This is a genomic window from Neorhizobium sp. T6_25 (assembly GCF_002968555.1).
In the GTDB taxonomy this organism is placed as follows: Bacteria; Pseudomonadota; Alphaproteobacteria; order Rhizobiales; family Rhizobiaceae; genus Neorhizobium.
In genome coordinates this window covers 15,428-30,522 of record NZ_PVBL01000027.1, presented here as the reverse complement: position 1 = coordinate 30,522, position 15,095 = coordinate 15,428, and the positions used below count along the sequence as shown (strand labels likewise).

The 15,095-nt window shown below is 61.3% G+C and carries 18 protein-coding genes; 14 read left to right on the top strand and 4 right to left on the bottom strand.

The window, feature by feature from the left end; genetic code table 11:
• Positions 1-65 precede the first annotated feature (65 nt).
• From smpB to arr, 4 genes are all read left to right on the top strand, one after another.
• Positions 66-542, top strand: a complete 477-nt coding sequence (gene smpB, locus C5L10_RS27030; protein ID WP_046611986.1) for an SsrA-binding protein SmpB — start codon at positions 66-68, stop codon at positions 540-542.
• Between the two features lie 91 nt (positions 543-633).
• Positions 634-927 (top strand): hypothetical protein, encoded by a 294-nt coding sequence (locus C5L10_RS27025; protein WP_105432177.1) that lies wholly within the window; start codon positions 634-636, stop codon positions 925-927.
• Between the two features lie 81 nt (positions 928-1,008).
• On the top strand, positions 1,009-1,974 hold the full coding sequence (locus C5L10_RS27020) for a YbhN family protein (RefSeq protein WP_105432224.1): 966 nt from the start codon (positions 1,009-1,011) through the stop codon (positions 1,972-1,974).
• A 73-nt stretch (positions 1,975-2,047) separates the two neighbouring features.
• Positions 2,048-2,461, top strand: coding sequence for an NAD(+)--rifampin ADP-ribosyltransferase (arr, locus tag C5L10_RS27015; RefSeq protein ID WP_105432176.1), 414 nt, complete (start codon positions 2,048-2,050; stop codon positions 2,459-2,461).
• Between the two features lie 59 nt (positions 2,462-2,520).
• Here arr and C5L10_RS27010 read toward each other — a convergent pair whose 3' ends face one another.
• The gene (locus C5L10_RS27010; protein WP_105432175.1) at positions 2,521-3,585 is read right to left on the bottom strand and encodes a bifunctional transcriptional activator/DNA repair enzyme AdaA; all 1,065 of its coding nucleotides are present in this window, start codon (positions 3,583-3,585) and stop codon (positions 2,521-2,523) included.
• A gap of 85 nt (positions 3,586-3,670) precedes the next feature.
• The gene (locus tag C5L10_RS27005; protein WP_046637509.1) at positions 3,671-4,246 is read right to left on the bottom strand and encodes an NYN domain-containing protein; all 576 of its coding nucleotides are present in this window, start codon (positions 4,244-4,246) and stop codon (positions 3,671-3,673) included.
• 289 nt (positions 4,247-4,535) lie between these two features.
• On the opposite strand from C5L10_RS27005, the gene rpoZ reads away from it, so the two are divergent.
• From rpoZ to C5L10_RS26990, 3 genes are all read left to right on the top strand, one after another.
• Positions 4,536-4,943 carry a DNA-directed RNA polymerase subunit omega gene (gene rpoZ / locus C5L10_RS27000; protein WP_046629916.1) on the top strand — a complete coding sequence of 136 codons (408 nt, stop codon included), beginning with the start codon at positions 4,536-4,538 and terminating at the stop codon, positions 4,941-4,943.
• A gap of 158 nt (positions 4,944-5,101) precedes the next feature.
• Positions 5,102-7,330: a bifunctional (p)ppGpp synthetase/guanosine-3',5'-bis(diphosphate) 3'-pyrophosphohydrolase gene (locus C5L10_RS26995; RefSeq protein ID WP_046637507.1), complete on the top strand. Its 2,229-nt coding sequence runs from the start codon at positions 5,102-5,104 to the stop codon at positions 7,328-7,330.
• 171 nt (positions 7,331-7,501) lie between these two features.
• Positions 7,502-7,939 (top strand): VOC family protein, encoded by a 438-nt coding sequence (locus tag C5L10_RS26990; protein ID WP_105432174.1) that lies wholly within the window; start codon positions 7,502-7,504, stop codon positions 7,937-7,939.
• 2 nt (positions 7,940-7,941) lie between these two features.
• Here the strand turns inward: C5L10_RS26990 and C5L10_RS26985 are convergent, their stop codons facing one another.
• Both C5L10_RS26985 and C5L10_RS26980 read right to left on the bottom strand, forming a co-directional pair.
• A complete protein-coding gene (locus C5L10_RS26985) occupies positions 7,942-9,420 on the bottom strand; it encodes an FAD-dependent oxidoreductase (protein WP_205837096.1) in 1,479 nt (492 codons plus the stop codon).
• A 183-nt stretch (positions 9,421-9,603) separates the two neighbouring features.
• Entirely contained in the window at positions 9,604-10,257 is a 654-nt protein-coding gene (locus tag C5L10_RS26980; RefSeq protein ID WP_105432173.1) for a glutathione S-transferase family protein, read from the bottom strand.
• A 279-nt stretch (positions 10,258-10,536) separates the two neighbouring features.
• Between C5L10_RS26980 and C5L10_RS26975 the strand changes: the two genes are divergently transcribed.
• The 7 genes from C5L10_RS26975 (at position 10,537) to C5L10_RS26945 (ending at position 15,095) form a co-directional block, all read left to right on the top strand.
• Positions 10,537-10,692, top strand: coding sequence for a DUF3563 family protein (locus tag C5L10_RS26975; RefSeq protein ID WP_080951252.1), 156 nt, complete (start codon positions 10,537-10,539; stop codon positions 10,690-10,692).
• A gap of 227 nt (positions 10,693-10,919) precedes the next feature.
• Positions 10,920-11,480 (top strand): DUF2062 domain-containing protein, encoded by a 561-nt coding sequence (locus tag C5L10_RS26970; protein ID WP_105402858.1) that lies wholly within the window; start codon positions 10,920-10,922, stop codon positions 11,478-11,480.
• A 39-nt stretch (positions 11,481-11,519) separates the two neighbouring features.
• The gene (gene acpS, locus C5L10_RS26965; protein ID WP_037080909.1) at positions 11,520-11,921 is read left to right on the top strand and encodes a holo-ACP synthase; all 402 of its coding nucleotides are present in this window, start codon (positions 11,520-11,522) and stop codon (positions 11,919-11,921) included.
• 83 nt (positions 11,922-12,004) lie between these two features.
• On the top strand, positions 12,005-12,754 hold the full coding sequence (gene lepB / locus C5L10_RS26960) for a signal peptidase I (RefSeq protein WP_105432172.1): 750 nt from the start codon (positions 12,005-12,007) through the stop codon (positions 12,752-12,754).
• Positions 12,751-13,470: a ribonuclease III gene (gene rnc, locus C5L10_RS26955; protein WP_046637609.1), complete on the top strand. Its 720-nt coding sequence runs from the start codon at positions 12,751-12,753 to the stop codon at positions 13,468-13,470. Before lepB ends, rnc begins: the two co-directional genes overlap by 4 nt.
• A gap of 10 nt (positions 13,471-13,480) precedes the next feature.
• Positions 13,481-14,434 carry a GTPase Era gene (gene era, locus C5L10_RS26950; protein WP_105432222.1) on the top strand — a complete coding sequence of 318 codons (954 nt, stop codon included), beginning with the start codon at positions 13,481-13,483 and terminating at the stop codon, positions 14,432-14,434.
• 163 nt (positions 14,435-14,597) lie between these two features.
• Positions 14,598-15,095 carry a PAS domain-containing protein gene (locus C5L10_RS26945; protein ID WP_105432171.1) on the top strand — a complete coding sequence of 166 codons (498 nt, stop codon included), beginning with the start codon at positions 14,598-14,600 and terminating at the stop codon, positions 15,093-15,095.

The window sequence follows — 15,095 nt, the reverse complement described above, 5'->3', positions numbered from 1 at the left end:
GTAACCCCGCTCATAGCCCATGGGCGGGGATTTGTTTTCAGATAAGGGCGGAACGGAATACACCCATGGCCCCCAAAGGCAGCCAGCGTACGGTCAACAAGATTGTCGCGGAGAACCGCAAGGCCCGCTACAATTATGAAATCATGGATACCTATGAGGCCGGCCTGGTCCTGACCGGGACCGAGGTCAAGTCTTTGCGTGAAGGCAAGGCCAATATTGCCGAATCCTACGCCTCCGACGAGGGCAACGAAATCTGGCTGATCAATTCCCATCTGCCGGAATACCTGCAGGCCAACCGTTTCAATCACGAACCGCGCCGCCGCCGCAAGCTCCTGCTCTCCAAGCGCGAGATCGGCCGCCTGCGCGCCGGCATCAACCGCGAAGGCATGACGCTCGTGCCGTTGAAGATCTATTTCAACGAAAAAGGCCGCGCCAAGCTCGAACTCGCGCTCGCCAAGGGCAAGAAGCTGCACGACAAGCGCGAGACCGAGAAGGAACGCGACTGGAACCGCCAGAAGTCGCGGCTGTTGAAGTCGAACTGAACAACCACGCAGCTCCCGCGCCATTTTCGCCGTATATCGATCGTGAACTTCCGTACCTCCCAGCCGTTAAGGGAGATACCAGGGAGTTTCCGTGCGGAAGACAAGCTATCCGGATATCATCATCGGCGCGATCGAGCGGCGGCGGGTCGTCGAACTCCGCTACAAGGGCGTGAAGCGCAAGGTGCGGCCGCATATCCTTGGTTATGTCGGCGAGGGCGCGCTTGCCCTCAGCGCCTGGCAGATTGCCGGAACGGGTTCCGGGTGGCGCCTGTTTCATGTCGAAGACATCAGCGATCTGTCCGAGACCGAGGCGGGCTTCCACAGCCCCGCGCGCGGATATAACCCCGACGATCCTGCCTTTGCGCGCATCATCGAGCGGCTGTGAAATCTTGGCTTAGGAACAAAATCCGCTTTCGCCCGTTCGTTTTTCATCTCTGAGCGCGAGCGGGCAATGGGCAACGGGGCGATGACGCGAAAGAAAATCCTGACCTATGGCACGTTGGTGATCGGCTTCGGTGCCGCCGCCTATCTGCTTTATCACACCTTTCGCGAATACTCGGTCTCCGACATCGTCGAATCCGTCCGCGCCATCCCCACCTTCAATCTCCTGATGGCGCTCCTTTTCGCCTTCGGTTCCTATCTCTGCCTGTCGGGCTTCGATTGGGCAGGCGTGCGATATGTGAGGAAAGACCTCGCTTACCCGAAGATCGGGCTTGCCTCGTTCATCGCGCTGTCGATCGGCCAGAGCGTCGGTCTTTCCGGTTTGAGCAGCGGCGCGCTGCGTTACCGCTATTATGCCCACTGGGGCCTGAGCACCGAGGACGTGGCGAAGATCGTGTTGCTGTCGGGCGTCACGGTCGGCATCGGCATGGCGATGTTGTCGGGCATCGTCATGGTCCTCAATCCGAAGGATGCCGCTTCGGTGCTGGGCCTGAGCGAGGGCGTGATCATCGCGATCGGTTTTGCCTGCCTTGCTGCAACGGCCGGTTACCTGATGCTCGCAGCCTTCGTCCGCACCCCGCTGAAGATCCGTTCCTGGACCTTCGAGATGCCGACGTTGAAGATCGCCGTCGCCCAGGTGGTGATCGGCACCATCAATTTCGCGCTGGTCTCAGCCTGCCTGCGCGAAGTCATGGCCGCCAGTGCCGACGTGAGTTATCTGAAAGCCGCCACCGCCTTCGTGCTCGCCAACCTGGCGATATTGATCACCCATGCGCCGGGCGGCCTCGGCGTCCTGGAAGCGACTGTCCGCCACGTCATGGGGGACCAGGCCTCCATCGGCTCCCTGGTCGCTTTCCGGGTGATCTATTTCTTCATCCCGTTCTTCATCGGCTTGCCGCTGTCCTTGATCGTCGAGGCGGTGTTTCGGGCGCGAAAGGCGAAGCGGTCTCCGGCGGAAGGGCTTCAGATGCGCGAGCCGGCATCGGTTTGAGCGCTTCGGCTTAGGCCGCTTTTGAGCGCCCAAGGCGCAAGCCAACCGACAAGCAGAAATGGAGCACCCATATATGGCAGCCAGTGCCACGATGTTCGTTCGGTCGTTCTTCCATGGAACGCGGGCCGATTTGAAACCCGGCGATCTGATCCTTGTCGGCCATCGATCAAACTTCGCCGGTGATCCACTTACCTGGGTTTATTTCTCCGGGACTTTGGGCGCCGCGATTTGGGGAGCCGAACTTGCAGCCGGCGGCGAACGGCAACGCATTTATGTCGTGGAGCCAACCGGATCCATCGTAGATGACCCCAATCTAACCGACAAGAAGTTCCCCGGTAATCCGACCTTGTCTTACCGATCACGCGATCCGCTGCGGATCATCGGCGAGGTAACCGAATGGCAAGGGCATTCGCCTGAACAGGTCGAGCAGATGAAAGACGGTCTCGCCCGCTTGACAGCCGAGGGGCTCAACAAGATCATCGACTGACCGTTTTAGTCAGCAGCCGGGTTCCGCTAATTGATGATTGGCGCGGCCGGGCCGCAAACCTAACCACAGTTCCTGGTTGCCATCCGTCGCTCATGCTCCAGCAGCCAGCGCTTGCGCCACAGCCCGCCGCCGTAACCGGTGAGGCTGCCGTCGGCGCCGATCAGGCGGTGGCAGGGAATGACGATGGCGATCTGGTTGGCGCCATTGGCGCCCGCCACCGCGCGGGTGGAGGAGGGGAGGTTGAGCTCGGCCGCGACCGCTCCATAGGTCGTCGCCACCCCGGCCGGGATCGCCCGCAGCGCCTCCCACACCTGCCGCTGGAACGGCGAGCCGTGCCCGGAAATCCGCGTCTTGAAACCCCGGTCCTCTCCGGCGAAATAGGCCTTCAGCTCCTCTTCGATCTGATCGATCGGCGGATGGCGCCCCATGACGATGCCGCTGCCGGTGAATTTTTGGAGTTTCTTGATTTCCGCCGGCAGCGCCTTGCGCTCGGCGAATTCGAGCAGGTGCAGCGAATGCTGGTCGGCGATCGCCATCATCGGCCCGATCGGCGTTTCGATCCAGTCCGCCCTGAGCAGCACCTTGGTCCGCAGGTTGGCGGGCGCTGCCCCGAACAGCTTGGTCACCGCGCTGCGGAAGCCGCTGCCGGATTCATAACCGGCATCGAGCTGCGCATCGAGAACGCTCGCGCCTTGCCTCAGCGTCTCGGCCGCCTTGCCCATCCGCCTGAGCCTCGCGATCTCGAGGAAACTCATGCCGAACTGGCGCTTGAAGGCACGTCGTGCGGTGGAGGGATCGATGCCCAGCGAAACGACATCCTCCTCGCTCCAGCGACGGAAGGGCTCCGTATCGAGCGCGGAAAGCAGCCGCGTCACCATCGGATCCGCCTCACCGAGCTTGAGCATCGGTCGGCAACGGCTGCAGGGCCTGAAGCCGGCCTCCAGGCATTCGGCTATCGTCTCGAAGAAACTGGTGTTTTCCCGCTTCGGCTTGCGGGCCGGACAGGTGAGGCGGCAGAAAATGCCGGTCGTCTTCACCGCCGCCCAGGCAAAACCTTCATAGGAGGCGTCGCGGGCGACCAGCGCGTCGTAAAGAAGATCATCGGAAGGGCGTTCGAAAAGCATGGATCTTTTCTAGCCCAGAACGAAAAAAGGCGCCGCCGAAAAACGGGCGCCTATTCTTCTTTTTAATGGTGCGGATGCCGGATGATCAGGCGTCGGTGGTTTCGGTCGATTCCGCCGGACGGGGCGGGCGTTCGGACGGATCGCGGCCGACTTCCGCCTTGAGCGACACGAGGTCGATGAAATGGTCGGCCTGGCGGCGCAGGTCGTCGGCGATCATCGGAGGCTGGGTCGCCATGGTCGAAACCACGGAAACCTTGCGGCCTTTCCGCTGCAGGGCCTCCACCAGGGTGGTGAAGTCGCCGTCGCCGGAAAACAGCACGAGATGGTCGACGGTTTCCGACTGTTCCATGGCGTCGATCGCGAGCTCGATGTCCATGTTGCCCTTGATCTTGCGGCGGCCCATCGAGTCGGTAAACTCTTTGGCGGGCTTGGTGACGACCTTGTACCCGTTGTAGTCGAGCCAGTCGATCAGCGGCCGGATCGAGGAGTATTCCTGATCTTCTATCAACGCGGTATAGTAATAGGCGCGTAGAAGATAACCGCGCTTCTGAAAAGCCTTGAGCAATTTACGGTAATCGATGTCAAAACCGAGGCTTTTCGAAGCAGCGTAAAGATTTGCGCCGTCTATGAAGAGAGCAATCTTCTCCCTTGGGTCAAACATGTGGTCTCCATCCCCTTTTCTTATCAACCTGCTTGGCAGGTGGAGGCCTGGTCAATATAAGCCGAACCAAATCTCCGGAATAATCCACTACATTACGAACTATTCATATAACTGTCATTTATGGCACGATTCATAATAATCCAAGCAGCTTGGGGTTGAAATTCGCGGGCGCCCCCAGAAGACGCGGGGCGCCTTGTCAAAAGTCAATTCTCAGGAAAAACTTGAATTTGCCGCGCAATGGCTGTATCGGGCGTATCAATTCCGAAAATCACCGATCAAAGGACAGGCAATGGCCCGTGTCACAGTAGAAGATTGCATTGACAAAGTCGACAACAGGTTCGAACTGGTCCTGCTCGCGAGCCATCGTGCCCGCCAGATCTCGCAGGGCGCTTCGATCACCATCGACCGCGACAATGACAAAAATCCTGTCGTCGCTCTTCGCGAAATCGCCGATGAGACGCTTTCCCCGGACGACCTCAAGGAAGACCTCATCCATTCGCTGCAGAAGCATGTCGAAGTGGACGAGCCCGAGCCCGATCCGGCTTCGCTGATCGCTGCCGGAAGCGGATCGACCGCTTCGGATCGCGACGAGGAAGAAGACGCTCCGGAAGCCGTTACCTTCGACCAGATGTCGGAAGAGGAACTGCTTGCCGGCATCGAAGGCCTCGTGCCGCCGGAAAAGAGCGACGATTACTAAGCGAAACGTTCGCTTCGCAAGTTTTCGTTCATTCTCTCGCCCTAATCTGCTTGAATGTTTTATGATGGCTGCGCCAACCTATCCGGTTGGCGCGCCATTTTCTTTTCGTCCGGTGCCCATTCGCAGGCACTGAAGCGGTATCGAGGACATTTTTCAGGATGATGCGGCAATACGAGCTGGTGGAACGGGTTCAGAAATACAAGCCCGAAGCCAACGAAGCTCTGCTCAACAAGGCCTATGTCTACGCCATGCAGAAGCATGGTCAGCAGAAGCGCGCGAGCGGCGACCCCTATATTTCCCATCCGCTCGAAGTGGCAGCCATCCTCACCGACATGCATCTCGACGAGTCGACGATCGCGGTGGCCCTGCTGCACGATACGATTGAAGACACCACCGCCACCCGTGCCGAGATCGACGAACTGTTCGGCGAGGATATCGGTCGGCTGGTCGAAGGCCTCACCAAGCTGAAGCGCCTCGACCTCGTCTCCAAGAAAGCCAAACAGGCGGAAAACCTCCGCAAGCTGCTGCTTGCCATCTCCGACGACGTCCGCGTCCTTCTCGTCAAGCTTGCCGACCGGCTGCACAACATGCGCACGCTCGAGCACATGAAGGCCGAGCAGAAGGCGCGCATTTCCGAAGAGACCATGGATATCTATGCGCCGCTTGCCGGCCGCATGGGCATGCAGGACATGCGCGACGAGCTGGAAGAACTCTCCTTCCGCTACATGAACCCCGAGGCCTACGACACCGTCACCCAGAGGCTTGTCGATCTCGAAGCTCGTAACGAGGGCCTGATCAAGAAGATCGAGGACGAGCTGCGTGAGCTGCTGATCGCCAACGGCCTCAAGGACGCCTTCGTCAAGGGCCGCCAGAAGAAGCCCTATTCGGTGTTCCGCAAGATGCAGTCGAAGTCGCTCTCCTTCGAGCAGCTCTCGGATGTCTATGGGTTCCGCATCGTCGTCGGCGACATCCCGTCCTGTTATCGCGCGCTCGGCATCGTCCATACGCGGTGGCGCGTCGTGCCGGGCCGTTTCAAGGATTATATCTCCAACCCGAAGCAGAACGACTACCGCTCGATCCACACGACGATCGTCGGCCCGTCCCGCCAGCGCATCGAGCTGCAGATCCGCACCCAGCTGATGCAGGAGATCGCCGAATACGGGATCGCCGCGCATGCGCTCTACAAGGACGGCCAAGGGGCGGTGAAGGGCGGCGAGCTGTTGCCGAAGGAATCCAACGCCTATTCCTGGCTGCGCCACACGATCGAGTCATTGGCCGAAGGCGACAATCCGGAAGAATTCCTGGAACACACCAAGCTCGAACTGTTCCAGGACCAGGTCTTCTGCTTCACGCCGAAGGGCAAGCTGATCGCGCTGCCGCGCGGCGCCACCCCGATCGACTTCGCCTACGCGGTCCACACCAATATCGGCAACACCACGGTCGGCGCCAAGATCAACGGCCGGATCATGCCGCTGGTGACGAGGCTCAACAACGGCGACGAGGTGGAGATCATCCGCTCCGGCGTGCAGGTGCCGCCTGCCGCCTGGGAAGAGATCGTCGTGACGGGCAAGGCACGCTCGGCGATCCGCCGCGCCACCCGGATGGCGATCCGCAAGCAATATGCCGGCCTCGGCCACCGCATCCTGGAGCGCACCTTCGAGCGCGCCGGAAAGGTCTTTGCCCGCGATACGCTGAAACCCGCTCTGCCCCGGCTCGCCCACAAGGATGTCGAGGACGCGATTGCCGCAGTCGGGCGCGGCGAGCTCTCCTCGCTCGACGTGCTGCGCGCGGTGTTTCCGGATTACAAGGATGAACGTGTCACGGTGAAGCCGGCCACCGACGACGGCTGGTTCAACATGCGCAGCGCCTCGGGCATGATCTTCAAGCTGCCGAACCAGCGGCGCGTCTCGCCGGAGGAAATCGAGGCCGGGCCGGATCCGCTGCCGATCCGCGGCCTTTCGGGCAATCTGCAGGTGCGGTTCGCGCCGAGCGGCGCAGTACCCGGCGACCGCATCGTCGGGATCATGGAAAAGGACAAGGGCATCACCATCTACCCGATCCAGGCCTCTGCCCTGCAGCGGTTCGACGACCAGCCGGAACGCTGGATCGACGTGCGCTGGGATCTGGACGAAGCCAACAAGTCCCGCTTCCTTGCCCGCATCGAGGTCAACACGCTGAACGAGCCGGGCACACTCGCGACCGTCACCCAGACAATCGCCCATCTCGACATCAACATCCGCACGCTGACCATGGGCAGCAACCGCGCCGCCGATTTCTCCGAGATCACCATGGAAGTCGAGGTCTGGGACCTGCGCCAGCTGAATCAGCTGTTGAGCCAGATGAAGGATCTCGACTGCGTGGCGAACGTCAAGCGGGTGTATGACTGAGAGACCGTTCGGAAACGGGGCGGAAATTTAAAGGTGCCCGCGATTCAAGCCTCTGATGTGGAAACCAGGGAACTGGCCGTCGATGGTTGTCGGTGTTGATGTGTCTTGAACGTCCTTTGTTGGACGGGGCGAGACCCTGTCGGTTGAAACGGCACATTGGAGATCGGAAACATGGCCCTCAAGCGAATGGACAACGTCGGAATCGTCGTCGAAGACCTCGCAGAGACGATTGATTTCTTTCGCGAGCTCGGTCTCGAGCTCGAAGGGCGGGCGGCGATCGAGGGAGAATGGGCCGGACGCGTCACCGGACTGGGTAACCAGCATGTCGAGATTGCCATGATGCGCACACCGGATGGCCACAGCCGGCTTGAACTCTCCCGCTTCCTCACGCCGCCTGTCGTCGAAGATCACCGGAACGCCCCGGTCAATGCGCTCGGCTACCTCCGCGTCATGTTCACCGTGGACGATATCGACCAGAGGCTCGAAAGGCTCCGCGCGCGCGGCGCTGAGCTCGTAGGCGAAGTCGTCGATTATCAAGACGTGTATCGGCTCTGCTATATCCGCGGGCCTGGAGGGCTTCTCATTGGTCTCGCCCAAGAGCTCGGCTGAGATTAGCCCTGCACCGTTTCCGCCTGGCTCCCCACCGTTTCCGCCTCGCTCGCATCCCGCACGAAGGCGCCTTGAGCGCGCAAGGTCGACTGCAGCTCGGCAATATCCACGTCCCGCGGCGCGACGCCGCGATTGGCCGCAATACCCGCCGCAGCGCCCGCCGCCTGTCCGGTCAGCCAGCACTGCGGAATTTCACGCATGAAGCCGTGGCTGTTCGCATCGCAGGAGATGTGACGTCCGGCGGCCAGCAGTCCGTTCAGCCTTGCCGGCACGAGTGCTCCGTAGGGTACTGAGATCACCGGAAACTTCGGCGAGACCGAGGGACTGACGCCGATTTCGTCCGGCAGAACGGCACCGACCGGCCACTGGCTGCGCTCGACCCGGCCGACACCGGCGAGCCGCCGTGTGTGCCGGACGCCGAGCTGCGGCGCGCTGAGCAGCATATAGGCGTCGTTGAATCCCGGCGCATGCTTCCTGAAAAATTCGCAATGCGACTGCATGAACCGATGCGAGCGGATTTCGACTTCGGTCATGTCGTCGACGTTGAGGGCCGAAAGCCCCGATTGCCGCGGCCCGAGGAACAGCGCGATGTCGTTGCGCCAGGAAACGTACGGCGTCTGGAAAAAGCCGAGTTCTCCGCGCCCGAGCGTGTTGAAGTCGGCAAACGCCTGTTCCTGCTCTGATCGGAAGGCGAGCCAGGCGGTCATGTCCACGCCGCCGAGCATGAAGCCGGTATTCATCGAGTGGTGCACGTCGCCCTCCTCGATATCGGCCTCGAAACTCGCTCCTGCGCGCGCAAAAACGTCGCCGTCGCCGGTGCAGTCCACCACGACCTTGGCCATGATCCCCTGGCGGCCTTCCTTGCTTTCGAAGATGACGCCTTTTACGGCGCCGTCCTCGACCACCGGTGTTGCCGCCCAGGAATGGAAGACGATTCGCACGCCCGCCTCGATCAGCATTTCCTGCGAGGTCAGTTTCAGTCTTTCAGGGTCGATCGTGGGCGCCCAGGTGACAATGCCGTGGAAAGCCGATGTACGCAGCCGCCAGTATTTGGCGAGATCCGCGTCCCGCTGCCCCCACAGGCTCCTGTCCGGGCCGGCGACGGCTTCAGGGGGAAGGCGACCGAGAACCTCCTCGGCAAAACCGCGAATGATCTGCCGCCCGTCCCAGTCGGTCATCCGGTCGATCCAGATCACCACGCCTCCGGTGGAAAGCCCGCCGAGATGATTATAGCGCTCCAGCACCACGACCTCTGCGCCGGTTCGCGCGGCGGCGAGCGCTGCGGCGGTTCCGGATGGTCCCCCACCCACGACCAGCACGTCGCAGCGATGATAGACCGGAATGTCACGCGCCTCTTCCCTGAGGACGCCCTCGCCGTTGCGACGGGGGAAGACATACTGCCCTGATTCAAAAATATCGGAGCTCAGGAAGCGGTTCTCGTTCTGGCGTATCTCCTTCACCGACACGTTGCGATCATTCATGGCATCCTCCTCATTTCCGGTGGCCGTCACGCCCGACGAGCCCGAGGGGGATTTAGCCAAGGAAAAGGCTGGTCGGAAAGACACCAATCCGCCGATAGAGCTTTCTCGATTCAGGCGAGAATCGGCCCCATCGACGGAGAAGAAGGCGCGGATGATGGCTTCGAACCTGGAGGCAGGCCGTGGTCAGCCGGCCGATGCCGCTTTGAACACCGCCAACTGGGCGGCGAAAGCACGCTTGTATGCGGGCCGCGCTTCGCCGCGGGCGACATAGGCGGAGAGGTTCGGATAATCGTCCAGCATATCCGACGACGCTTTCAGCCGGAGCAGCACCGACACCATCAGAAGATCGCCGGCGCTGAATTCGCCATCGAGCCAGTCAGCCTCGCCAAGGTGGCGGGAAAGATCGGCCAGCCGTTTCCCGATGGTTTCGTCGAGGGAGCGCAGACGCTTTTCATACCAGGGCTCGTCGCGCTCAAGGATCCTGGCAAGGCTGCGGTCGAAGATAGGCGGCTCCACCGTGTTGAGCGCGGCAAACATCCATGCGATCGCCCGCGCCCCGGCATTCGCATCGTCCGGCAGCAGGCCCCCGTGGCGTTCCGCGATATGAAGCACGATCGCTCCCGACTCGAAGAGTGCGAGATCGCCTTCCTCATAGGTCGGGATCTGCCCAAAGGGCTGAAGTGCCAGATGCGCGGGTTCCTTTATCGTGTTGAACGAAACAAGGCGAACGTCGTAAGGCTGTCCCGCTTCCTCGAGCGCCCAGCGAACGCGCATGTCACGCGCCAGCCCTTTGCCGCGGTCGGGCGATCGTTTGAAGGCGGTAATAGTAATAGTCATCGTCGTCCTCCATGGCTTGTCCGTCTTGAAGACGGCCGGCTAAACGAGATTCCGACACCCGTGCCCGAAATAATGCCTGTGATCATACCAAATAGGCTCAAAAGCGCACGTTCCCTATGCATGATGGAACCGGAGAACTCGGCGCTCGCCTATTTCCTGCGCATCCCCATTAACCCGCCATGCTTCCGACGCAGGGCTGCCCGGCAGTTGCGGCGTTGGTAAAACATGATGCCGCGTCTTATATTGCTGCAGTGCAATATTAGAAAGAAAGAAGACATCATGTTTGACTCAGTACGCAAGTTCGCCCGCGCTTTCCGCGTTCCTACCACCCAGGACCGTGAAGTCGCTTACCTGAACGAAGCAAACGACCGGATCGACCTCGAATACCGCATGCGCCAGATCGACCGCGGCATGTTCCGCAAGTCGTCCTTCTAAGCTTACGTTCCGATCAGCCACCCGTTCGCGCGGAAAATGACGCCGCGCGGCTGCTGCAGGTCTTCCCGCGTCGCCTCGACCGGTGACCGGATCACCTCTGCGAAAGCCGCTCTTGTGCAGGGCGGGCCAATTTTCGCCATCATCTTCGGCTTGGGCTAAAGCCTGTTCGCCCGAAGATTCCCGCAGCTGCCGGATGAATATCCCGCTGCCGAACCAGATGCGCCCCGATGCCGTTTCGCCGCCGTACACCGCTTGGAATTCGTGAAAGACTGCGCCGTGCCGTCCTGCCTCCCAAGGGCTTTCGCCGCGTCCTCGCATATTATCGCCTGAAGGTGATGCGCATCGGCGGTTCGCCGCATGCGGTTGCGGCTGGGCTTGCGATCGGCGTGGTCAGCGCCTGGACGCCGTTTCTCGGCCTCCACATCCTGTTTGCGATCCCGCTCGCCTATCTCTTCGGCGGCAGCATGATCGCCGCGGCACTCGGCACCACCTTTGCCAATCCCATCACCTGTCCGATCATCTGGCCGCTCACCTGGAAGCTCGGCGAGACGATGCTTGGCCACGACGCCGCCGGCCATGACAGTCTCGATCTCGGCAGGTTGTTTCACCATCTCGACGTCTCGCAGCTCTGGCGGCCGATCCTGGAGCCGATGCTGATCGGTTCCCTGCCGCCGGGCATTTTGTGCGGCCTGGTTTTCTATGCCGTCACCTATCTGGGCGTGCGCAGTTTCCGCAACCGGCGGCTGGAACGCTTGACGGCGCGGGCCGGAGCCCTCAAGTCAGTATAGGACTGACGAGAACCGGCCGGGCGCCGCGAGGAAGATTTCATGATCATCGGCATGGGCAGTGACCTCATCGACATAAGACGCGTGGAGAAATCCATCGAACGGTTCGGCGAGCGTTTTACCCATCGCTGTTTCACCGAGATCGAGCGAGCGAAATCCGACCGCCGCCAGAACCGGGCGGCCTCCTATGCCAAGCGTTTCGCCGCCAAGGAGGCGTGCTCCAAGGCACTCGGCACCGGCATCGCCCACGGCGTGTTCTGGAAGGATATGGGAGTCGTCAATCTGCCCGGCGGGCGGCCCACCATGGTGCTCACCAATGGCGCCGCCGAACGTCTCGCGAGCATGATGCCGGCAGGCCACGAAGCGGTTATTCACATCACCATCACCGACGAATACCCTTATGCGCAGGCTTTTGTGGTGATCGAAGCGCGCCTCGCGGCCTAATCGACCATTGCCGCCGCTTTGCGAAGGGTTTAGAGAACGCAAAACCGCTGGCAACAGCCGAGCCGAACAGAAAGACGTCAAACGTGTCCGACAAAGCCGAGACCAAGTCGCAGAACAGCCTCTGGGAAAACATCAAGGTCATCATCCAGGCTCTCCTGCTGGCAATGGTGATCCGCACCGTGCTGTTCCAGCCTTTTACCATCCCGTCCGGCTCGATGATGCCGTCGCTGCTCGTCGGCGACTATATCTTCGTCAACAAGTTCGCCTACGGTTATTCGAAATATTCGCTGCCGTTCTCGCCCAATCTGTTCTCCGGCCGTATCCTGGAATTCAGCGAACCCAAGCGCGGCGACGTCATCGTTTTCCGCCTGCCGAGCCATCCGGACATCGATTATATCAAGCGCCTGATCGGCCTGCCGGGCGATCGCGTCCAGGTTACCAACGGCGTGCTGCTCCTCAACAGCAAGCCGGTTCCCAAGCAGGGCGACGGCACTTTCACCTCCGATTACAGCCTCGATCCGGGCACCGACGTGCCGGTCTTCCGCGAAACGCTGGATAACGGCGTGACCTATGACACGCTCGACCATTCGCCGGTTTCGCGCGGCGACAACACCCAGGAATTCGTTGTCCCGGCCGGCCACTATTTCTTCATGGGCGACAACCGCGACAACTCGCTCGACAGCCGTTTCGACGTCGGTTACGTGCCCGCCGAGAACCTGGTCGGCCGCGCCAGCGTCATCTTCTTCTCGCTCGGCAACGACACCTCGTTCCGTGAAATCTGGAAGTGGCCGACGAACATGCGCTGGGATCGGATTTTCAAGGTCGTCCGGTGATGAAGTCCAAGACGCTTTCGGCGGAGGAACGCGGCCAGCTTGAAAAAGCCATAGGTCATGAATTCGCCGACAAGCAATGGCTCGACCGGGCGCTCACCCACGCGAGCACCGGGTCGGCCAAGAGTGCCAATTACGAACGGCTGGAATTCCTGGGCGACCGCGTGCTCGGCCTCTGTGTCGCCGAACTGCTGTTCAAGACGTTCCGCACCGCCGCCGAGGGCGAGCTTTCCGTGCGTCTGAACCAGCTGGTCAGCGCCGATAGCTGCGCCGTTGTCGCCGACGAACTCGAACTGCATCGGTTCATCCGTACCGGCGCCGACGTCAAGAAGCTGACCGGCAAGCGGATGATGAACGTGCGCGCCGACGTTGTCGAAAGCCTGATTGCCGCCCTCTATCTGGATGGCGGGCTGGAAGCCGCCCGCGGCTTCATCATCAGGTACTGGGAAGGCCGCGCCACCCGCGCAGACGGCGCCCGGCGCGATGCCAAGACCGAGCTGCAGGAGTGGGCGCACGCGAAATTCGGCCTGACGCCCGCCTACCGGGTGGACGAACGGTCCGGCCCGGATCATGATCCCCGTTTCACGGTGACCGTCGAGGTAACCGGCGTGGCGCCGGAAACTGGTGTCGACCGTTCCAAGCGCGCCGCCGAACAGGTGGCCGCCACCAAGATGCTCGAACGCGAAGGCGTGTGGCAGAAACCCGCTGCCGAACAATGAATTGGACACCATGACCGAGAACGACAACAATACCGGTGAAGAGAACGCAGCCGGCCAGACATCCGCCGGTGCTACCCATTCCGGCTTCGTGGCGCTGATCGGCCCGACCAATGCCGGCAAATCGACGCTGCTGAACCGGCTCGTCGGCGCCAAGGTCTCGATCGTCAGCCACAAGGTGCAGACGACGCGCGCCATCGTGCGCGGCATTGCCATCCACAACAACGCCCAGATCGTCTTCATGGATACGCCCGGCATCTTCAAGCCGCGCCGCCGGCTCGACCGCGCCATGGTGACCTCGGCTTGGGGCGGCGCCAAGGATGCCGACCTGATCCTGCTGCTGATCGACAGCGAACGCGGTATCCGCGGCGACGCCGAGGCGATCCTCGAAGGCCTCAAGGACGTCCACCAGCCGAAGATCCTGGTCCTGAACAAGATCGACCGCGTCCGCCACGAAGACCTGCTGAAGCTCACCGCCGCGGCCAACGAAGCCGTGCCGTTCGAGCGCACCTTCATGGTCTCGGCCACCACCGGTTCCGGCTGCGGCGACCTGATGGATTATCTCGCTGAAACCCTGCCGGAAGGCCCCTGGTATTATCCCGAGGACCAGATCTCCGACCTGCCGATGCGCCAGCTGGCGGCCGAGATCACCCGCGAAAAACTCTTCCTGCGCCTCCACCAGGAACTCCCCTACGCCAGTCATGTCGAGACGGAGAAGTGGGAGGAACGCAAGGACGGTTCTGTGCGCATCGAACAGGTTATCTACGTGGAGCGTGACAGCCAGAAGAAGATCGCGCTCGGCAAGAACGGCGACGCCATCAAGGCGATCTCGACCGCATCCCGCAAGGAACTGGCCGAGATCCTCGAACAGCCGGTCCACCTCTTCCTGTTCGTCAAGGTCCGCGAGAACTGGGGCGACGACCCGGAACGTTTCCGCGAAATGGGGCTGGAGTTTCCGAAGTCCTGAGTAACGCCATATCCGCCTACGCCGCCGCATGGCGGCGTCAAGTCCTCCGAGCATCACCTGCGGACGAGGTAGATAGCTAGCGGTTTTTATCCATCATTATAATGACTTGTTAACGTAGAGCCGACGATCCAATTTATCGACAAAGTGGCGCGGAGAGTCATGAATGTCGGACATCGGATCGGAAGAGGAAGAAACGGGCTCGGATGATCCCAATTCTCTCGGCTTCTACAGCTGGGTCGTGCCGGAAAACAAGGTGTATGGCGACCAGGTGATCGCCGACATATTCGGTGTTTCCGAAGAGGAACTGGCCGCCGGCGCCCCTATTGAAAGGGTCATCCGCTACATCAACGAGGGCGACAGGCAACGGGTCGCAAAGGCGATCCACGATGCGATCGTCGGCGGTGGCGCATACCAGGAAAATTACCGCCTCACCCATCCGGACGGGCGCCGGATCGACGTCACCGCCAATGGCCGTTGTCTGCGCGATGCCGAGGGCGTTCCGTATATCTATTCCGGCACCGTCGCCATCCAGTCCGCGGCAGTTGCCGCAACTGATCCTCTGGAGCGCCATTGCCGCGCTGCCCTCGGGCTCGCCACCAAACGCCGCCAGATGCTCGCCGCGCGCTATCTCACCTCGGCGCTCAACGTGCTCGGCAAATAG